Source organism: Sphingomonas crocodyli, assembly GCF_004005865.1.
GTDB classification, from domain to species: domain Bacteria; phylum Pseudomonadota; class Alphaproteobacteria; order Sphingomonadales; family Sphingomonadaceae; genus Rhizorhabdus; species Rhizorhabdus crocodyli.
Genome location: NZ_SACN01000001.1, coordinates 504717 through 524465 on the forward strand (window position 1 = coordinate 504717; position 19749 = coordinate 524465).

The following is a 19749-nucleotide window of genomic DNA, read 5'->3' on the forward strand; positions in this document are numbered from 1 at the left end:
GGATCCCCGTGATGCGTAGGATTTTGCCCCTCGTCTGTGCGTTGATGATCGTGCCCGCTCTGTCCAGCTGCGGCATCTTCAAGGGCGACGGCAAGAAGTCGCGCACCCCCGTCATGGGGCAGCGCGTCGCCATCCTGACCGCCGAAAGCGGTGCCGAGACCGATCCCGCGCTCGCCGAAGTGCCGGTCGTCGTTCCGCCCGAGGCGCCGAACGATGCCTGGGCGCAGCCCGGCGGCAATGGCGCGCACTCGATGGGCAATCCGGCCCTCGGCCAATCGCTCTCGGTCGCCTGGACGAAGAAGATCGCCGGATCGTCGAAGAAGGCGCGCCTCGGCGCGGCGCCGGTGATCGCCAACGGCCGCGTCTATGTGATCGATATCGAGGCGGTCGTGCACGCGATCGATCTCAAGACCGGCGCCGAAGTGTGGCGTCAGGCGCTGGCGGCGAAGGACGGCAACAAATCGGCCCTGTTCGGCGGCGGCGTCAGCTTCGACGGCGGCAAGGTCTATGCGACCAACGGCGTCGGCGATGTCGGCGCGTTCGACGCGACCACCGGCAGCCCGCTCTGGACGAAGCGCCCCGGCGGCCCGCTGCGCGGCGCGCCGTCGCTCGCCTTCGACACCGTCTATGTGATGAGCCAGGACAATCAGCTGTTCGCGCTCAAGGCGTCCGACGGCAGCACGATGTGGACCGCCAGCGGCAGCCTCGAAAATTCGGCCGTGTTCGGCGTCGCGGCGCCCGCGATCGCGCAGGGCACCGTCGTCGCCGGCTTCTCGTCGGGCGAACTTTCGGCCTTCCGCTACGAAAATGGCCGCGCCGTGTGGCAGGACGCGCTGTCGCGCACCAGCATCACCACGTCGGTCGCCAGCCTCGTCGATATCGATGCGGCGCCAGTGGTCGATCAGGGCCATGTCTATGCGATCGGGCAGGGCGGTCGCATGGTCTCGATGGATCTCAACACCGGCCAGCGGCTGTGGGAACTCAACGTCGCGGGCATCGAAACGCCGTGGATCGCGGGCGAATGGCTGTTCGTCCTCACCGACGACGCCAAGCTCGTCTGCATCGCGCGCAACAGCGGCAAGGTCCGCTGGCTGACCCAGCTTCCGCGCTGGAAGAAAGAAAAGAAGCGCCGCGGCCTGATCAACTGGGCCGGTCCGGTCCTCGCGGGCGGGCGCCTGCTCGTCACCAATACGCGCGGCGAGATGCTGACCGTCTCGGTCGACGAAGGCCGTGTCGTGTCGACCACGAAGACCGGCGGTTCGGCCTATTTCGCGCCGGTCGTGGCTGAAGGCACCGCCGTTCTCCTGCTCGATGACGGCAAGCTGATCGCTTACCGTTAAACCTCATCGCGTCACCCCGGCTTTCGCTGGGGTGACGAAACGGGCATTCCCCTATATGGGGCGGCGATGTCCAATCTTCCCGTCGTCGCGATCGTCGGCCGACCCAATGTCGGCAAATCGACCCTGTTCAACCGTCTTGTCGGCAAGAAGCTGGCGCTGGTCGACGACCGGCCCGGCGTCACGCGCGACCGGCGGGAGGGCGATGCGACCCTGATCGGCCTCGAATTCCGCATCATCGATACCGCCGGTTTCGAAACCGACGATGCCGAAACCCTGCCAGGCCGAATGCGCGCGCAGACGCAGGCGGCGGTGCGCGACGCCGACGTCGCCTTGTTCATGGTCGATGCGCGCGCGGGCGTGATGCCGCTCGACGAACAGGTCGCCAACTGGCTGCGCGGGGAGGATACGCCGATCGTCCTCATCGCCAACAAGGCCGAAGGCAAGTCGACCGAGAGCGCGGTGATGGAGGCCTATTCACTGGGCCTCGGCGATCCCGTGCCGCTCAGCGCCGAACATGGCGAGGGTCTGGTCGACCTGTTCGAAGCTATCCGCCCCTATGTCGAGCGCGACGAGGAAGAGGTCGAGGAAGGCGAGGAGGATGAGGAAGCCTCCGGTCCGCTCAAGCTCGCGATCGTCGGCCGCCCGAATGCGGGCAAATCGACCCTGATCAACAAGATTTTGGGCGAACAGCGGCTGATTACCGGCCCCGAAGCCGGCATCACGCGCGATTCGATCGCGGTCGACTGGACGTGGAACGCGCCCGACGGGAATGCCTATCCGATCCGCCTGATCGATACGGCCGGCATGCGCAAGCGCGCCAAGGTGCAGGACAAGCTGGAAAAGCTGTCGGTCGCCGATGGCCTGCGCGCGGTCGATTTCGCCGAGGTCGTCGTGCTGCTGCTCGATGCGACCCTGGGGCTGGAGGCGCAGGATCTGCGCATTGCCGACAAGGTGCTGCAGGAAGGCCGCGCGCTGATCATCGCGCTCAACAAATGGGATGTCGCGGCCGATCCGCCCAAGCTGTTCCAGGGCGTGCGCGCCGCGCTCGACGAAGGTCTGGCGCAGGTGCGCGGGCTGCCGCTGCTCACCGTCTCGGCCGAAACCGGCCGGGGCATCGATCAGCTGCTGATCGCCGCGCACGAAACCCGCGAAGCCTGGTCGAAGCGCGTCTCGACCGGCCAGCTCAACCGCTGGTTCGAACGCGCGATCGAGGCGAATCCGCCCCCCGCGCCCGGCGGCAGGCGCATCAAGCTGCGTTATCTCACGCAGGCGCGCACCCGCCCGCCCAGCTTCGTCCTGTTCGGCACCCGCGTCGATCAGCTGCCCGAAAGCTATCGCCGCTATCTGGTCAACGGCATCCGCAAGGAACTCGGCTTCGGCGCGGTCCCGGTGCGGCTGACGGTGCGCGCGCCGAAAAATCCGTTCGACTGATATGGTCCGCATCGACGCGCGGGGGCTGAAATGCCCCTGGCCGGTCGTCCGGCTCGCGCGCGCGGTGCGCGATGGCGCGGCACAGGTGGAGATATTGGCCGACGATCCGATCGCCCCGGCGGAGATTGCGGCGCTGGCCGCCGCCAATGGCTGGGTGGTCGAACAGAGCGGCGATGCGCACCGCGTCACGGTAAACGCGCGTCAATCACCCGCGTAAACCGCTTCTTTACGGCGTTTGTCTAAACCGCTCGGTCTGGAGAAGACACATGCTGCAACCCAAGGATGATGTCGTGAACTGGGCCGCCTTTGCCCAGACCCGCGCGATTATCGGCGCCGAATTCGGCCGCCTGCTGAGCTATTATCGCGATGATGCCGCCAAAAGCATCGTCGCCGTCGAACAGGCGTTCATCGCGCGCGATGCCGTGGCGATGGTGCGTCCGGCGCACACGCTGAAGGGCGATTCGCTGCAATTCGGGGCCGAGGCGATCGGCAAATTGTCCGAAAAGATCGAACATGCCGCGCGCCAGTGCGTCGAGGATCGGTCCGCGCCCGACGATCTGGGCGCCGATGTGCCCCGCCTACGTCCGCTGCTGATCGAAACGCTGCGGCTGTTTGAGCGCGAGGTTGCCGCCGATGCGGCGCGTCTGGCGCGTCGTCCGGGCGCACCCGGCGCCGTCGCTGCGCGCGGCTTCGGCCGCAAGGGCGCCTAACATCCCTCTTCCTCGTCATGGCGAGGTGCTGAAAATGACGAAGCCACCCGCTCCGGTCGGAGCGGGTGGCTTCGCTGCATTCATGATAGCGAGTTTTAGTGGCTCGCTTCCTGCTCGTCGGCCGGGCGCGACTGGAGCTGGATATAGTTCTGGATGCCCATGCGCTCGATCATGTCGAGCTGCTTTTCGAGCATGTCGACATGCTCTTCTTCCGAATCGAGGATCGACTGGAGAAGATCGCGCGTGATGTAGTCACGCACCTGCTCGCAATAGGCGATGCCGTCGCGCAGCTGCGGGATGGCGTCATTCTCGAGCGCCAGATCGGCCTTGATCAGTTCCTCGACCGATTCACCGATGCGCAGACGGCCCAGCATCTGGAAATTGGGAAGCCCGTCGAGGAAGAAGATGCGCTCCGCGATGCGGTCGGCATGCTTCATCTCGTCGATGGATTCGCCATATTCGAACTTGGCGAGACGGCCGATGCCCCAGTGATCGAGCATGCGATAATGCAGGAAATACTGGTTGATCGCGGTCAGCTCATTCTTGAGCGTTTCGTTCAAGATTTCGATGACCTTGGGGTCGCCCTTCATTACTGCCTCCGATGCATTGATGCGGGCCTAATATGCCAACATCGACGCAAAGAAAAGCATCAGCCGAATAAAAGTTCAGCTAAGTCATTGTTTTATTTGCTTTGACTGAGAGGCGTTCGCAAGTCTCAGTCGTTACTGCAAATGACTATCAGGCGACGGTCGCTTCATCCTCGATGATTTCGCGCGCGAAGGGGAGGCATTGGCCGCAGCGCGGACGACGCCCGAGCGTCTCATAAGCGGAGCGGGGGCACGTAGCCCCTTTTCGCACGGCGTCGCGCACTTCGGTTTCGCGAATCGCGTTGCAAATGCAAACGACCATTCAGTCCACTCCATCTTATCGGGAGTGATTATGCGCTACTGCGACTGACTATCAATACTGAATCTGCATTTTCCGATGCGACTTGTCGCAAAATGATACCGCGCCTATCGGCCAAAGGGATGAATTCCACCCGTACAGACCGTATCGCCCGCGCTTTCGGGGCCGCCCAGGACTATGATGCCGCCGCTTCGGTGCAGCGAGCCGTCGCCGCTGCGCTCGCCGAACGAATCACTTCGCGCCCCTTGCCGGCCGCGCCCGACATCCTCGAAATCGGATGCGGCACCGGTTTCCTCACCAGTGCGCTTGCGCCGCGCCTGCCCGATGCGCGCTGGACGGTCAGCGACCTTGCGCCCGCAATGCTCGATCGCGCCCGCGCGCGGCTCGGCCTTGCCGCCGATTATCGCGTGGTCGACGGCGCCGATCCCGCCGCCGGGCTGGAGGACGGCGCGCGCTTCGATCTGATCTGCTCCAGCTTGGCCTTCCAATGGGTCGGCGATCTGCGCGACGCGATCGCGCGCAACATCGCGCTGCTGCGCCCCGGCGGCCTGCTCGCCTTTGCGACGATGGCGGCGGGCAGCTTCGACGAATGGCGCGTCGCGGTCGGCGGCGACACCGGCGTGCCGCATTATCCCGACGCTGCCACGATCCGCGCAATGGCGCCTGCGGACGTCACGGCGGAGGTGGCGGATGGCAGCTGGCAATGGTGTCCGGGCAGCGGGCGGGCCTTCCTGGCCAGCCTGAAGGCGATCGGCGCGGGGGTCGCGTCGGAGGGCTATCGCCCGCTCGGCCCCGCCGCGCTGCGCGCCGCGCTCGATCGTTTCGATGCGGATGGTGCGACCGTCAGCTATCATATCGCCTTCGCCTTCTTCCGCGCTGGGGAGTGACGCGCATGAAAACCCTGCTGACGATCCTGCTCGCGCTGCTGGGCGCGCCCGTTTTTGCCAAGCCGCCCTTGATCTTCGCGGCGGCGAGCCTGCAGGAATCGATGAATGCGGCCGCCGATGCCTGGGCCGCCAAGGGACATGAACGCCCGGTCATCTCCTTTGCCGGTTCCTCCACGCTGGCGCGGCAGATCGCGGCGGGGGCGCCCGCCGACATCTTCGTCTCGGCGGATGAGGAATGGATGGACGATGTCGCGAAGAAGGGACTGATCCGCCCCGCCACGCGCCGCAGCTTCCTGACCAACCGTATCGTCCTGATCGCGCCGGCGGGATCGAAGCAGGCGCTGCGTATTGCGCGCAACTTCCCGCTGCTGCGCGCGCTGGGCGACGGCAAGCTGGCGATGGCGGATACGGAGGCGGTTCCGGCGGGCAAATATGGCAAGGCGGCGTTGACCGCGCTCGGCGTCTGGACTGCGGTGGCCCCGCATGTCGCGCGTGCGGACAATGTGCGCGCCGCCCTGCTCCTCGTCGATCGCGGCGCGGCGCCCTTCGGCATCGTCTATGCGACCGATGCGAAGGCGGCCCCCGGCGTGCGCGTGGTGGATGTGTTTCCGGCGAACAGCCACCCGCCGATCACCTATCCGATCGCCGCGATCGCCGCCTCGCAAAATCCGGAGGCGGAGGGTTTTCGACGCTTCCTGCTGTCGCAGTCCGGCCGCGCGATTTTCGTCCGCTACGGCTTCGGGACGCGCTGAACCTCCCCACCTCGTCATTGCGAGCGTCCTTCGATACGCCACTTCGACTTCGCTCAGTGGCTACTCAGGATGAGCGGTTGTTCTTATCCCGCTCATCCTGAGCAGGGCTGAGCCTGTCGAAGCCCGTCCGTCGAAGGACGCTCGCAATGACGAGAAAAGGGGGCGGTATTAGGAAGCCGGCGCGATCAGCAGCGTCAGGTCCGGGCTCGTCCCGCCCGACAAGGCGATCGTATAGGGGCCGGGTTCCAGATCGAACTGGACGATCTTGGCGATGCCCGAACAGGCCGCACCGTGCCCATGTTCGACCGACGCCAGCGCGCCGCCTGCATGAACCACGTCGATCCACACCCGCCCGCTCGACGCGATCTGATAGCGGCCCTTTTCCATCACCTGCACGGTCAGGACGGCGCCCAGCCCATCCTTCTGCGGCTTCACGGCATAAGTGAGCTTCGCCTGCGGCACGAGGACCAGCTTGGTCGCCTGCCCGACCGCGATCAGCTTGCCGTCGGACACCGTCGGCTTGGGCCAGGTCGCGAGCGGCCCCGGATAGGCCGGCGTCGTCACGCGGCAATCGGGCGTCTCGGCGGTCTGTGCGGCGGCGGGCACGGCCAGCAGAAGGGCGGTCGCCCCGATCAGAAACTTCATTGTCCTCTCCTCAGCCGCTGTTGCGCAGCGCGGTCGCGATCGCGTTGATCGACAGCTGGATGCCCTCGCGCACGCGCGGATCGTCCTCGCCCGCGCGATGGCGCTTCAACAATTCGATCTGCAACAGGTTCAGCGGCTCGATATAGGGCAGGCGCAGCCGGATCGACTGATCGAGCGCGGGATTCTTCTGCAACAGCCGGGTCTGGCGCGTCACCGACAACAGGCTGTCATGCGTCATCTGCCATCCGTCGCGGATGCGGCCGAAGATCGCCTTGCCCAGCGCCTTGTCCTCGACCAGCTCGGCATAGCGTTCGGCCAGGTCCATGTCGGACTTGGCCAGCACCATCTCCAGATTGGCCAGCGTCGATTGGAAGAAGGGCCACGCCTCCAGCATCTCGCGCAGCAGGCCCATATCCTCGTGGTTCTTCAGCGCCTGCCCCACGCCATACCAGCCCGGCAGCATCACGCGCGCCTGCGCCCAGCTGAACACCCACGGGATCGCGCGCAGATCCTCGATCCGGTCGCTCTTCGTGCGGCTGGCTGGGCGCGAACCGATCTTCAGGTCGGCGATCTCGGCGATCGGGGTCATCTGGCGGAAGAAGGTGCGGAAACCCTCGGTCTCATAGACGAGGCCGCGAAACGCCTTGAACGCGGCGCCCGAAAGATCCGCCATCGCCGCGCCGAACTTCGTCGCCTCGTCGGGCTTGAGCAAAGGCTTTTCGAGGCTGGCGAGCAGGGTGGCCGATGTCACCGCCTCCAGATTGACCATCGCGCTCTCGCGCGTGCCATATTTGGCGGCGATCACCTCGCCCTGTTCGGTGATGCGGATGCGGCCCTGCACCGTGCCCGGCGGCTGCGCGCGGATCGCGGCAAAGCTCGATCCGCCGCCGCGACCCACCGAACCGCCCCGGCCGTGGAACAGCTGCATCGCCGCGCCCGCATCGGCGAACACCGATTTGAGCGCGCTCGACGCCTCGTGCAGGCTCCACACCGACGTCAGATAGCCGCCGTCCTTGTTCGAGTCCGAATAGCCGACCATCACCTCCTGATGGCCGCGCGCAGTCGTGACGGCCGCGACTTCGGGCAGGCCGAACCAGTCGGTCATCACCTCGGGCGCGTTCTCCAGATCGCCGATCGTTTCGAACAAAGGCACCACCATCACCGCGGCCTGCGGCGGCTCGCCGGGAACGTAGAGGCCGGCTTCCTTCAAAAGGATGTTGACCTCCAGCATGTCCGACACGGTCGATGCCTTGGAGATGATGTAGGTGGTGATCGCCTCTGGCCCGTAAAGCCGATGCGCCTCGGCCGCCGCCTCGACGATCGCGAGTTCGGACAGGGTCTCCTCGTCATAGCCGCCGAAGGGCGTGCGCAGCAGCCGCTTGCTCTGCAATTCGGATCGCAGCAGCGCGACGCGCGCTTTTTCGTCGAGCGCCATATAATCGGCCTCGACCCCCGCGACCTTGAGCAGATCGGCGACGACGCGTTCGTGCACGTCCGAATTCTGGCGCAGGTCGAGCGTGGCGAGGTGGAAGCCGAAGGTCTCGACCGCACGGATCAGCCGGCCGAGTGCACCGCCACTCGACAGCGAACCCGCGCCGGTGCGGTTGAGCGCATGGCTCAGCTCGACCAGATCGGCCTTGAGTTCGCCGGGCGTCGCATAGGCATCGCCATCGGCCTCATAGCGCGGCAGCCGCTCGGGCGGGCGCCCGGCCAGCGCCTGATAGGTCTTGGCGAGGCGCGAATAGATGCCGCTGATCGCGCGGCGATAGGGCTCGTCGCTGCGGGTCGAGCTCTTGTCGCCCGATGCCTCGGCCAGCTTTTCGACCTCCCACGTCACCTCGGCCAGTTCGGTCGAGATCGACAGTTCGGCGCCCAGCGCGTGCAACTGGCGCAGATAATGGCCCAGCACCGCCTCCGCCCCGCGCGACAGCGCCAGGCGCAGCGAATCCGCGGTCACGAACGGATTGCCGTCGCGATCGCCGCCGATCCAGGTGCCGGGGCGCAGGAAGCTCGCCGGGCGATGCCCCAGCGCGCGCTGCCAGCGCGAATAGAGCGCGGGCAAAGTGGGCAGGAACACGTCGCGCAGATAGGCGAGCGCGGTCTCGACCTCGTCGGCGACATAGAGCCGCTCGCGGCGCAGCGGGCGCGTCTGCCACAGCAAGGCGATCTGACGGTAGATCGCCTGATCGATCAGGTCGCCGTCGACCGTCTCGGTCCGGCCGATATCCTTCAGCGCCATCAGTTCGGCGATATGGTTGCGATGATCGATCATGCTCTTGCGCCGCACCTCGGTCGGGTGCGCGGTGAGCACGGGGGCGATCAGCGATCGGTTGAGCAGATCGAGCACTTCGGATCGCGAAATCCCCTCCTGCTCGAGCCTTGCGAGTGCGGAGGCGACATCGGCCCCCGGTTCGGCCGCCACGCCCTGCCGATCCTCGGCCAGGTTGGCGAGCATCGAGAACAGCATGAAGCCGCGCACGAAGGAGAGCGTGTCGTCGAGCGTCAGCGCATCCAGCCCGCTGTCGATGCTGTGCGCGTCGACGATCCCGCGTGCGCGATCGACCGACGCGGAACGGATATATTCGATCCGCCGGAACAAGGTTTCGCCCCCATAGGCCTTGATCACGTCGCCAAGCAGGCGGCCAAGGAAGCGGATGTCGGGGTTCTGGGTGATCGGGGGTGCACTGGACATGATCGGATGCTGCGCCGCGCGAATGAAGGCGTCAACCATTCGTCGCAAAGCGCGCCAAAGCCGGCCGAATCCCCTTTCGCTAAAGCGGAAATTAACCATAGTCCGCGAAGGAAGGGCGATCCGGGGGGACGCCCGTCGCGCCGTGCGTGCGCGTCCGCCACATCGGGGGTTTGGGTATGCTTCCTGCGTTTGCGTTGATCTATGGCTTTGTGGCGATGTTCGTGGTGTCGAGCATCCAGCGCAACCGGCGCGAGCAGCGCGAACATGCGCCTGCGCTCATCTTCGCGGGTCGCGGGCTGATGGCGGCATCGGCCACCGGCGCGGCGCTCCTGATCGGCAGCGCGGCCTGGGCCAACTTCCAGCTTTAAACAGACTTGTCCGGCAGGCCGTCTTTCCGCTATCGGGACGGCTCCTGAGCGCGGGCGTAGCATAGTGGTAATGCTCTAGCCTTCCAAGCTAGCTAGGAGGGTTCGATTCCCTTCGCCCGCTCCAAACCTGAAACCCCGAAAATCAACTAATTTTTTACCAGTTTAAGCACGGCCTTGAAAGAACCTTCGTGCGGTAACCTGCGGTAAAGGCTCCGGAACACGCTTTTTGATGTCATCAATGACCACCTCGGTAGCGGCCAGAATCAGGCCCAGATTGGCCGGGTCCGGGATTGCATAGATGTCGAAATGCTCGCCTTCACATGGCCAGGCATCTTCGCGCCTTGCCGCCAGTTGACCTCCCCGACCGCCTTGCGGCCGATCTCGAGCTTGAGCTCGCGAATAACAAGGCGCTCGCAACCGCCAGTTCGGCCGCCGAAGCCGCGGCGAGCGAACGCGCTGGAGACCTTGCCCAGAACACCAAGCAGCAAGGGGAATTGACCCATGCGAGCAAGGCTTGCGCGACTGAGCATGATTGCCGCATCCGCCGTGGCTGTGTCATCCTGCGCTAGCAAGGGGCCGATACGGGCGCTATCCCCGCCTGCGCAAGACTTGGTCTCTGAGCGAGAGCCGGCCTAGCCTATCGCGGCGCTGGCCGATCCTGCCGCTGAGGATGACTGGAACGACGAAGTGCTTTTGTGGGGGCGCAGGGGATGGCAGCAGGTTGTTCGCATCTGCCGCTGGGTTGTCCGCAATGGGGCTTTGGACCCGGGCTGCCCCACCATGTAGAGCAGCCCGAGAGCATTATACTAGACCGTAGCTTCCTCATAGGTCGGTGGGGTCTGCGTCGTCCCGCCCGCCTTCCGCGCGACCATGAACTTGGAATACTCGTCCACGTCCTTCGAGTAGCCCACGAGATCGCAGGCAATATACTTCTGCAGGATTGTTCCCAGGCGTTCGTCGTAGATGTCGTCGCACAGTAACCAGCCACCGGGCTCAAGCAGCTCATTGATCGCTGCACCGTAAGCGTGGATCTCGCGCTCGTCGTGCAGCGTATCGCAGAAGATCATCGAATAGCTTGAGCGCTTCGGCACCTTCAAGAAGTCACCGCGGACGAACGTGGTCACGTATTGGAGCAGGCCGGCATTGCGAATCGTGTCAATCAGTACCGCAGTGCTGCCGCCCTTGGTATGAATGCTGCGAACGACCGCATCGTTGTCGAGGAACGCCGAGAAGGTATCGCCAAACATTTCGTTCCACTCGGCGATCGAGGTCGGGCCATAGTCGATCGTGTCGAACGGTGTTTCTTTGCCAGAATCCCTAATAGCTGCGGCGATAGCGAGGGTAGAGCGGCCAAGCCACGGCCCGATTTCCAGAACAGGCCCTTCGACGTTCTTGGCGAGGGTATAGAGCAGATTCACTTCGGTGAGGTTCGTCCAGCCCTGCGGAAAGTGATGTTCATGTACCGGGCATCCCTCAAGATGCTCAACGTTGATTACATTGCCATCCAATAGTTGATCGATCACTTCCGAAACCCCCGTGTGCTGTTAGTTGCTTGCGGTGCTCGGCCCTAATGGCATCGGCGTCCAATGTGCCGGGTCGAGAGAAGCACCGCTGGTCCCGATGACCGTCCAGAAGCCGCCGCCGTTTCCTGCCGGCGTTCAGTAAGCGAACGCCATGTTGGTGCAATGCTGAATGGTAGCCAGTCAGTTCCCCTCATGGCGTTCTAATGTACGAAGGAAATTTGCTGGTGCAAGGGGCTTGGCCTTTTAAGGCATTGGTGATGTGGTAGATTCATCGGGCTGCGGCGGTGCATCATGCAGCGCAGTTGGTAGTGCGCACTTCAGGGGGTTCCCAGTAGGAGTACGGGTTCGATTCCCGTCATGGTGTCGAACAGCCGCAGCAGCAGTTATCCCTCCCGCCCGATCTGCTCCCCAAACCTCACCGTCTTCACTAGCAAGTATAAAGAGCAGGATAGACTGTCCTGCTTACCCCTCTGCTGAGCCAGCTTTGCGCGGTGGAGGATGCGGGATTTGCCGGTCATCGGGCGACGTCCTCGATCGACACGCTCTGGTACATCTGCTCAGCCATCTGGGCGGCTGCCCAATGCGGATAGCCTTGCTGCAGCCAGTACCTGTACTACATCCGGCGGAGACCGCAGTATGACCGCTTCATAGTCTCAGTGAGCGCCGCCAGTTGACCGTTGTGCGCGGCCTCAATGCCCTCGCGCACTTTCCGGCGCTTTTTTGAACCAAAGTTACCAGCTTTTCATCTCGGTCATGTCTGAACTCCTGCGTCCATTCCCATCCGTAAAGGACATATCTTCCTGTAGGAAGGGATCAGCCAGAGGGTTGGGGTTGGAACTCCCGCCGCTTCTTCGTCGAGCATCCATCGCGCATCGTGCCCAGTAATGGCCTGAGCTTTCATGGCCGGATGCGTCGTCGATAAGGCTGGGTTGGTATCGGCCTCTGGCCTTTCGTGGTCATCCGGATTCTCAACACGTTCGTGTTCGGCTTCGTAAGGGTTTTCGTAAAGCGTCATTGCGCCGAAAAGTTGGCCGATCTGGCGCTGGGCGCCGAGACCCTTTCGAGGCAACCAAAACCGATCGATCTGCGATTTCCATTTTGAGCTTAATTTAAGCGTCACATGCGGGTTTTTAGCCGAGTATGTTTCTGGCTGATCGGCTTCGCCCGCTCCACGGCCTCGCAGTCTTGTAAAAATGCGACAAGTCGTTGCGGACGCGATCCTAAATCATTGTAAAATAGTCGAATCGCGGATTGCCGTTCAGGCAACCTTCATGTCATCCGTTCGTTTGTTGCATAATAAAGACGAGCGGAGAGGCTCATGGCTACACTTCCCCATCGCGATGAACCTCGTCGCGGATCGCGGATCTATCTTCCTCCGGGGCAGCCGGTACAGGCGAAGCCTGCGCTGCGACCGGCGGAGGCGCGGCCGTCGCGGATCCAGCGGATGACCTTCATCTTCGGTGTCAGCACGATGCTGTGGCTCGGCATCGCGGCGCTGGTGGTGGCGCTCTAACTAAGCCCTAGAAGTCGGGCTTCTCATAATGATCGGGGGGCGAAACCAGCTCCATCCGATCGGCCAGCACGGTGCGCAGCGACCGGCGCGACTTCATTCCCGAATACCATTGGCGCGTCTCGTCATGCCCGCGCCAGTCGATCCCGCCCAGATAGTCGGCGACCGACAGATGCGCCGCGCAGGCCAGGTCGGCGAGGCTCAGCAGCGGCCCGGCGATCCAGCGGCGGCTGGCCACCAGATAATCGATATAATCGAGATGGTCGTTCGCGGCCTTCATCGCATGGCGCAGCACGCCCGCGTCGGGCGACAGGCGGTGGACGATCCGCTTGATCGCGCGCTCGTGCAGCAGCGGGCCGACCACGTCGCCGTGAAACTTCTCGTCGAAATAGGCGACCAGCCGGCGCACCTCGGCGCGCGCGGCGACATTGCCGGGGATCATCGGCGCGCGTTCGACCGTCTCTTCCAGATATTCGCCGATCGCCTTCGAATCGATCAGCGTCAGGCCGAGGGTGGCGTCGGCCAGAACCGGGGTCTGGCCGCTCGGGTTCATGTCGAGGAACTCGTCGCGCCGCTCCCACGGGGATTCGCGCACCAGCTGATACGCGATGCCCTTCTCCTCCATCTGGAGCCGCACTTTGCGCGAATAGGGGCAGAGGGGAAACTGATACAGCTGGAACATCGCGCCCCAGCCTATCGACCGCAGGACGCGCTGTCAGCAGTCTGAACGCAAAAGACCCACAGCTTTGTTGCTGTCAGCCATAATCCTCCCCGGAACGGGGAGGGGGACCATCCGCAGGATGGTGGAGGGGGCTGGAGGCCAGGTCCATCGCCTGTGGCGAACCCCCTCCACCGCTTCGCGGTCCCCCTCCCCGTCCCGGGGAGGATCAGGCGTGGATCACTCCGCCGCCACGACCTCGGCGTCGTTGTCGTTCAGCGGATATTCGAGCCGGCTGACCATTTCCTTGGGGCAGACCTGCCAGATCTTGCCGCGCCAGCGATCCCAGTCATCGAGCACCGAATGCGCCCACTTGCTGTCGGTCATCACCGCATGTTCGGCGATCAGCGCCTTGGCGCGCTGTTCCCAATAATGCGATTCGAAGCGCTGCCACAGGATGCTTTCGGGGTTGGCGTGCGTCGCGAAGCTGCCGTCCTCGTCCAGGACGAAGGCCATGCCGCCGGTCATGCCCGCGCCGAAATTCTCGCCAACCTTGCCCAGGATCACCGCGGTGCCCCCGGTCATATATTCGCATCCGTTCGCGCCGCAGCCTTCGACCACCACGGTCGCGCCCGAATTGCGCACCGCGAAGCGTTCGCCCGCCTGGCCCGCCGCGAACAGCTTGCCGCTGGTCGCACCGTACAGGACGGTGTTGCCGATGATCGTGTTGTGCTTGGTCTCCAGCGGGCTCGACACCATCGGGCGCACCGTGATGATCGCGCCCGACAGGCCCTTGCCGACATAATCGTTGGCGTCGCCGAACACTTCGAGCGTCATGCCCTTCACGCCGAACGCGCCGAGCGACTGGCCCGCCGAACCGCGCAGGCGGATGTGGACGTGCCCGTCCGCCAGCGTCGACATGCCGAAGCGCTGCGTGATCTCGGCCGAGAAGCGGGTGCCGACGGCGCGGTGCGTGTTGCGCACCGTATAGGTCAGCTGCATCTTCTCGCGCCGTTCGAACACCGCCTTGGCGTCGTCGATCATCTGCGCGTCGAGGCTGTCGGGCACTTCGTTGCGGAAGCCCTCGATGTTGAAGCGCCGCTTGGATTCGGGCGCGTCGACCTTCGCCAGGATCGGGTTGAGATCCAAGTCGTCGAGATGCTCGGCGCCACGGCTCACCTGACGGAGCAGCTCGGTGCGGCCGATGATCTCGTCGAGCGAGCGGACGCCCAGCTTGGCCAGGATCTCGCGCACTTCCTCGGCGATGAAGGTCATCAGGTTGATGACCTTTTCCGGCGTGCCGACGAACTTCTGGCGCAGCTTGTCATCCTGCGTGCAGACGCCGACCGGGCAGGTGTTCGAATGGCACTGGCGCACCATGATGCAGCCCATCGCCACCAGCGACAGCGTGCCGATGCCGAATTCCTCGGCGCCCAGGATCGCCGCGATCACGATGTCGCGGCCGGTCTTGAGGCCGCCGTCGGTGCGCAGCTTGATGCGATGCCGCAGCCCGTTGAGCGTCAGCACCTGGTTCGTCTCGGTCAGCCCCATTTCCCACGGGGTGCCGGCGTACTTGATCGACGTCTGCGGCGAAGCGCCGGTGCCGCCATTGTGGCCCGACACCAGGATCACGTCCGCGTGGGCTTTTGCGACGCCGGCCGCGACCGTGCCGATGCCGGCCGAGCTGACGAGCTTGACGCAGACCCGCGCGCGCGGATTGATCTGCTTCAGGTCGTAGATCAGCTGCGCCAGATCCTCGATCGAATAGATGTCGTGGTGCGGCGGGGGCGAAATCAGCATCACGCCCGGCGTCGAATGGCGCAGCTTGGCGATCATCTCGGTCACCTTGAAGCCGGGCAGCTGCCCGCCTTCGCCGGGCTTGGCGCCCTGTGCGACCTTGATCTCCAGTTCCTCGGCGGCGCCCAGATATTCGGCGGTCACGCCGAAGCGGCCCGACGCGATCTGCTTGATCACCGAGTTCGCATTGTCGCCATTGTCGTAGGGCGTGTAGCGCGACTTGTCCTCGCCGCCTTCGCCCGACACGGCCTTCGCGCCGATCCGGTTCATCGCGATCGCCAGCGTCTCATGCGCTTCGGGGCTGAGCGCGCCCAGCGACATGCCCGGCGTCACGAAACGCTTGCGGATTTCGGTGATCGCCTCGACCGAGTCGATCGGAATCCCCTCGCGCGCCCAGTTGAACTCCAGAAGATCGCGCAGATAGACCGGCGGCATATCGCGCACGCCGCGCGAGAATTGCAGATAGGTCGAATAGCTGTCGGTCGACACCGAGCTTTGCAGCAGGTGCATCAGCTGCGCCGAATAGGCATGCGCCTCGCCGCCGTTGCGCTGGCGATAGAAACCGCCAACCGGCAGGTTGACGACGACATCGTCATGCGCCGCTTCGTGCCGCAGCATCGCGGACAGCTGGAGCGAGTTATAGCCTTCGCCCGAAATCTTGGTGGGCATGCCGGGGAACAGATCGTTCACCAGCGCACGGCTCAGGCCCACCGCTTCGAAATTATAGCCGCCGCGATAGCTGGAGATCACCGCGATCCCCATCTTCGACATGATCTTGAGCAGACCGTCGTCGATCGCCTTGCGATGGCGCTTGAGCGCGTCGGCGATGCTGATGTCGCCGAACAGGCCGCGCGCATGGCGATCGGCGATCGCCGCCTCGCTCAGATAGGCGTTCACCGTGGTCGCGCCGACGCCGATCAGCACCGCATAATAATGCGTGTCGAGGCATTCGGCCGACCGCACGTTGACCGACGCATAGGAACGCAGCCCCTTGCGGACCAGGTGGGTGTGGACGGCCGCCGCCGCCAGCACCATCGCGATCGCGACCCGGTTCGGCCCGACATGTTCGTCGGTCAGGAAGATTTCGGTCTTGCCCTCGCGCACCGCGATTTCGGCCTCGGTCCGCACGCGGGCGATCGCGTTGCGCAGCCCATCCGGCCCGCCATCGGAATCATAGGTGCAGTCGATCTCGGCCGCCTGCGCGCCGAAATGGTTCTTCAGCGTGTGCCAGTCGCGGCAGTGGAGAACCGGGCTTTCCAGCACCAGCACGTCGCTCTGCGCCGCTTCGCTGTCCAGGATGTTGGCGAGGTTGCCGAACCGCGTCTTGAGCGACATCACGCGCGTTTCGCGCAAGCTGTCGATCGGCGGGTTGGTCACCTGGCTGAAATTCTGGCGGAAGAAGTGGCTGATCAGGCGCGGCTTGTCGCTGATGACGGCCAGAGGCGCGTCGTCGCCCATCGAACCGATCGCTTCCTTCGCATCCTCGACCTGCGGGGACAGGATCAGCTCCATGTCCTCCATCGTCTGGCCGGCGGAAACCTGGCGACGCAGCAGTTCGGCGCGCTCCCAGCGCGGGATCATGTCCTCGTCCGGGGTCGGCAGGTCGGCCAGGGTGCGGAAACCCTTCACCCATTCACCATAGGGCGCTTCGCCCGCGATCTGCGCCTTGATCTCGGCGTCGCCGTACAGCTTGCCCTCTTCCAGATCGATCGCGATCATCTGGCCGGGGCCCATCCGGCCCTTCGACACGATCGTCGATTCCGGAACGACGACCATGCCGGTTTCCGAACCCACGATCAGCAGATTGTCGGCGGTGCGCGTGGTGCGCAGCGGGCGCAGCGCATTGCGGTCGACGCCCGCCACGACCCAGCGGCCGTCGGTCATCGCCAGCGCGGCCGGGCCGTCCCAAGGCTCCATGACCGAACCGAAATAGCTGTACATGTCCATGACGGGCTTCGGCAGATCGGTGCTGCCCTGCCACGCCTCGGGGACGAGCATCAGCTTGGCGGTCGGTGCGTCGCGGCCCGACCGGCAGATCGCCTCGAACACCGCGTCAAGCGCCGCGGTGTCGGACGCGCCCGACGGGATGAGCGGCTTGATCTCGTCGGAGTGCTCGCCAAAGGCGAGCGACGCCATCTTGATCTCGTGGCTCTTCATCCAGTTCTTGTTGCCGCGGATCGTGTTGATCTCGCCATTGTGCGCCAAGGTCCGGAACGGCTGCGCCAGCCACCATTGCGGGAAGGTGTTGGTCGAATAACGCTGGTGGAAGATCGCGACGCGGCTGACGAACCGCTGATCCTTCAGGTCGGGATAGAAGACCGACAGCTCCTCGGCTAGGAACAGCCCCTTATAGATGATCGAACGCGCGCTGAGCGAGCAGATGTAGAAGCCCTGGATCTGGGCCTCGATCACCTTGCGCTCGATCCGGCGGCGGATCAGGTACAGGTTCTTTTCGAACTCGGCTTCGGACATTTCGTCGGGCATCGGCCCGGCGATCATGATCTGCTCGATTTCGGGGCGCGTGCTCTGCGCCTTCTCGCCGATCACGGAAACGTCGACGGGCACCTGGCGCCAGCCATAGATGGTGTAGCCGAAATCGATGATCTCGGCCTCGACGATCGTGCGGCACGTCTCCTGCGCGCCCAGATCGGTGCGCGGCAGGAAGATCATGCCGACAGCCAGCCGGTTCGGGCGCGGCTTGTGCCCCGCATATTCGATCGCATCGTCGAAGAAGCGGACGGGCAGGTCGACATGGATGCCCGCGCCGTCGCCGGTCTTGCCATCGGCGTCGACCGCGCCGCGATGCCACACCGCCTTCAGCGCGTCGATCGCCGCCGCCACCACGCGCCGCGACGGCTTCCCGTCGGTTGCCGCGACCAGGCCCACGCCGCAGGCGTCGCCTTCATATTCGGGGCGATACATGCCTTCGCGGGCGAGACGCTCACGCTCGCCGGCCATCCATTCGTTCTCGGTGTGGCTCATCGCGCCATCCCTTCCAAAATCCATCGTCATGCCGCCACCTTCGCAGGGGAAGCGGCCTTCTTCGCCTTCAGGAAGGCGTGCATGCGTTCCGCCACATCGCGGCCGTCGCGGATCGCCCAGACGACCAGCGAGGCACCGCGCACGATGTCGCCCGCGGCGAACACGCCCTCGACGCTGGTCTGCATCGTCTTGTGGTCGACGCGCAAAGTGCCCCAGCGGGTTACCGACAGATCGGGCGCGCCGAACATGTGCGGCAGTTCCTCGGGGTCGAAGCCCAGCGCCTTGATCACCAGATCGGCGTCGAGGCGGAACTCGCTGCCCGGATCGGGCTCGGGCGCGCGGCGGCCCGAAGCGTCGGGCGCGCCCAGACGCATCTTGATCGCGCGCACGCCGCTGACCGCATCGGTGCCGTCGAAGGCTTCGGGGGCGGAGAGCCACACGAACTCGACGCCTTCTTCCTCGGCATTCTTCGTCTCGCGCTGCGAACCCGGCATATTGGCCTTGTCGCGGCGGTAGAGGCACTTGACCGACTTGGCGCCCTGGCGGATCGCGGTGCGGACACAGTCCATCGCGGTATCGCCGCCGCCGATCACGACGACATTCTTGTCCGCCGCGTTGAGCCCACCATTGTCATAGGCTTCGACCGCGTCACCAAAGCCCTTGCGGTTCGACGCGATCAGATAGTCGAGCGCATCGACCACGCCCGGCGCGCCGACGCCCGGCGCCTTGATCGCGCGCGGCTTGTAAACGCCGGTGGCGATCAGCAGCGCGTCGTGCCGCCCGCGCAGCTCGTCGAGGGTCGCGTCGCGGCCGACTTCGAAGCTGTTGTGGAAGACGATGCCCGCATCGGCCAGCCGCTTCACGCGGCGCATCACCACGTCCTTTTCCAGCTTGAAGCCGGGAATGCCGTAGGTCAGCAGGCCGCCGGCGCGATCGTGACGGTCATAGACGTGCACCTCGTAACCGCGCGCGCGCATCAGTTCGGCGGTGGTCAGGCCCGCGGGGCCGGCGCCGATCACACCGATCGACTGGCCCTTTGCGGGGCCGACGCGCACCGGCTCGACCCAGCCATTTTCCCAGGCCGTGTCGGTGATGTACTTTTCGACCGACCCGATCGTCACCGCGCCGTGGCCGGAGAATTCGATCACGCAATTGCCTTCGCACAGCCGGTCCTGCGGGCAGATGCGGCCGCAGATTTCGGGCATGGTCGACGTCGCGTTCGACAGTTCATAGGCCTCGCGCAGACGCCCTTCGGTCGTCAGGCGCAGCCAGTCCGGAATATGGTTGTGCAGCGGGCAATGCGTCGCGCAGTAAGGCACGCCGCACTGCGAACAGCGCGAAGCCTGCTCGCCTGCCGCTTCGTCATTATAACGTGCGCTGATCTCGCCAAAATCGGCGGTGCGATCGGATGCGTCGCGTTTGACAGGATAATCCTGCCCCCGCACGACGAACTTCAGCATCGGTTCATTGGCCATGAATGCGCTCCCTCATGGCGCGCCCATTCTCACAGGAAACCGCCGGAGTCACGCGCAATCCGCGCAATGAGTA

At 64.7% G+C, this 19749-nt stretch carries 18 protein-coding genes, 1 tRNA gene and 1 pseudogene; 11 read left to right on the forward strand and 9 right to left on the reverse strand.

The window, feature by feature from the left end; translation table 11 throughout:
* The first annotated feature begins 11 nt into the window (after positions 1 to 11).
* The 4 genes from EOD43_RS02575 to EOD43_RS02590 all read left to right on the forward strand — a co-directional run bounded on the left by EOD43_RS02575 (position 12) and on the right by EOD43_RS02590 (position 3481).
* A complete protein-coding gene (locus tag EOD43_RS02575; RefSeq protein WP_127740807.1) occupies positions 12 to 1340 on the forward strand; it encodes a PQQ-like beta-propeller repeat protein in 1329 nt (442 codons plus the stop codon).
* A 66-nt stretch (positions 1341 to 1406) separates the two neighbouring features.
* Positions 1407 to 2771 (forward strand): ribosome biogenesis GTPase Der, encoded by a 1365-nt coding sequence (gene der, locus EOD43_RS02580; RefSeq protein ID WP_127740809.1) that lies wholly within the window; start codon positions 1407 to 1409, stop codon positions 2769 to 2771.
* A 1-nt stretch (position 2772) separates the two neighbouring features.
* Entirely contained in the window at positions 2773 to 2988 is a 216-nt protein-coding gene (locus EOD43_RS02585) for a sulfurtransferase TusA family protein (RefSeq protein ID WP_127740811.1), read from the forward strand.
* A 49-nt stretch (positions 2989 to 3037) separates the two neighbouring features.
* A complete protein-coding gene (locus tag EOD43_RS02590) occupies positions 3038 to 3481 on the forward strand; it encodes an Hpt domain-containing protein (protein ID WP_127740813.1) in 444 nt (147 codons plus the stop codon).
* Positions 3482 to 3576: 95 nt separating this feature from the next.
* Here EOD43_RS02590 and bfr read toward each other — a convergent pair whose 3' ends face one another.
* Positions 3577 to 4071: a bacterioferritin gene (gene bfr, locus EOD43_RS02595; protein WP_127740815.1), complete on the reverse strand. Its 495-nt coding sequence runs from the start codon at positions 4069 to 4071 to the stop codon at positions 3577 to 3579.
* Positions 4072 to 4219: 148 nt separating this feature from the next.
* Positions 4220 to 4390, reverse strand: a complete 171-nt coding sequence (locus EOD43_RS02600; RefSeq protein WP_127740817.1) for a (2Fe-2S)-binding protein — start codon at positions 4388 to 4390, stop codon at positions 4220 to 4222.
* A 119-nt stretch (positions 4391 to 4509) separates the two neighbouring features.
* On the opposite strand from EOD43_RS02600, the gene EOD43_RS02605 reads away from it, so the two are divergent.
* Positions 4510 to 5274, forward strand: coding sequence for a methyltransferase (locus EOD43_RS02605; RefSeq protein WP_127740819.1), 765 nt, complete (start codon positions 4510 to 4512; stop codon positions 5272 to 5274).
* Positions 5275 to 5279: 5 nt separating this feature from the next.
* Positions 5280 to 6026: a molybdate ABC transporter substrate-binding protein gene (modA, locus tag EOD43_RS02610; RefSeq protein WP_127740821.1), complete on the forward strand. Its 747-nt coding sequence runs from the start codon at positions 5280 to 5282 to the stop codon at positions 6024 to 6026.
* A 168-nt stretch (positions 6027 to 6194) separates the two neighbouring features.
* On the opposite strand, the gene EOD43_RS02615 is transcribed toward modA, so the two are convergent.
* The gene (locus EOD43_RS02615) at positions 6195 to 6671 is read right to left on the reverse strand and encodes a hypothetical protein (RefSeq protein WP_127740823.1); all 477 of its coding nucleotides are present in this window, start codon (positions 6669 to 6671) and stop codon (positions 6195 to 6197) included.
* Positions 6672 to 6681: 10 nt separating this feature from the next.
* Positions 6682 to 9363 carry a phosphoenolpyruvate carboxylase gene (ppc, locus tag EOD43_RS02620; RefSeq protein WP_127740825.1) on the reverse strand — a complete coding sequence of 894 codons (2682 nt, stop codon included), beginning with the start codon at positions 9361 to 9363 and terminating at the stop codon, positions 6682 to 6684.
* 176 nt (positions 9364 to 9539) lie between these two features.
* Here ppc and EOD43_RS02625 point away from each other — a divergent pair, with 176 nt between their 5' ends.
* The 3 genes from EOD43_RS02625 to EOD43_RS02635 all read left to right on the forward strand — a co-directional run bounded on the left by EOD43_RS02625 (position 9540) and on the right by EOD43_RS02635 (position 10300).
* A complete protein-coding gene (locus tag EOD43_RS02625) occupies positions 9540 to 9731 on the forward strand; it encodes a hypothetical protein (protein ID WP_127740827.1) in 192 nt (63 codons plus the stop codon).
* Positions 9732 to 9781: 50 nt separating this feature from the next.
* A tRNA-Gly gene (locus EOD43_RS02630) sits at positions 9782 to 9855 on the forward strand.
* A gap of 196 nt (positions 9856 to 10051) precedes the next feature.
* The gene (locus EOD43_RS02635) at positions 10052 to 10300 is read left to right on the forward strand and encodes a hypothetical protein (protein WP_127740829.1); all 249 of its coding nucleotides are present in this window, start codon (positions 10052 to 10054) and stop codon (positions 10298 to 10300) included.
* A 237-nt stretch (positions 10301 to 10537) separates the two neighbouring features.
* Here EOD43_RS02635 and EOD43_RS02640 read toward each other — a convergent pair whose 3' ends face one another.
* Positions 10538 to 11254 carry a class I SAM-dependent methyltransferase gene (locus EOD43_RS02640; protein WP_127740831.1) on the reverse strand — a complete coding sequence of 239 codons (717 nt, stop codon included), beginning with the start codon at positions 11252 to 11254 and terminating at the stop codon, positions 10538 to 10540.
* Positions 11255 to 11541: 287 nt separating this feature from the next.
* On the opposite strand from EOD43_RS02640, the pseudogene EOD43_RS23505 reads away from it, so the two are divergent.
* Positions 11542 to 11618, forward strand: a pseudogene (locus tag EOD43_RS23505).
* Between the two features lie 387 nt (positions 11619 to 12005).
* Here the strand turns inward: EOD43_RS23505 and EOD43_RS02645 are convergent.
* Positions 12006 to 12374, reverse strand: coding sequence for a hypothetical protein (locus tag EOD43_RS02645; RefSeq protein WP_127740833.1), 369 nt, complete (start codon positions 12372 to 12374; stop codon positions 12006 to 12008).
* A 198-nt stretch (positions 12375 to 12572) separates the two neighbouring features.
* Between EOD43_RS02645 and EOD43_RS02650 the strand changes: the two genes are divergently transcribed.
* The gene (locus EOD43_RS02650; RefSeq protein WP_127740835.1) at positions 12573 to 12767 is read left to right on the forward strand and encodes a hypothetical protein; all 195 of its coding nucleotides are present in this window, start codon (positions 12573 to 12575) and stop codon (positions 12765 to 12767) included.
* A 7-nt stretch (positions 12768 to 12774) separates the two neighbouring features.
* On the opposite strand, the gene EOD43_RS02655 is transcribed toward EOD43_RS02650, so the two are convergent.
* The 3 genes from EOD43_RS02655 to EOD43_RS02670 form a co-directional block, all read right to left on the reverse strand.
* Positions 12775 to 13446, reverse strand: coding sequence for a glutathione S-transferase family protein (locus EOD43_RS02655; protein ID WP_127740837.1), 672 nt, complete (start codon positions 13444 to 13446; stop codon positions 12775 to 12777).
* Positions 13447 to 13662: 216 nt separating this feature from the next.
* Positions 13663 to 18201: a glutamate synthase large subunit gene (gltB, locus tag EOD43_RS02665; protein ID WP_127740839.1), complete on the reverse strand. Its 4539-nt coding sequence runs from the start codon at positions 18199 to 18201 to the stop codon at positions 13663 to 13665.
* A gap of 26 nt (positions 18202 to 18227) precedes the next feature.
* A complete protein-coding gene (locus tag EOD43_RS02670; protein ID WP_127740841.1) occupies positions 18228 to 19676 on the reverse strand; it encodes an NAD(P)-dependent oxidoreductase in 1449 nt (482 codons plus the stop codon).
* Positions 19677 to 19749 lie beyond the last annotated feature (73 nt).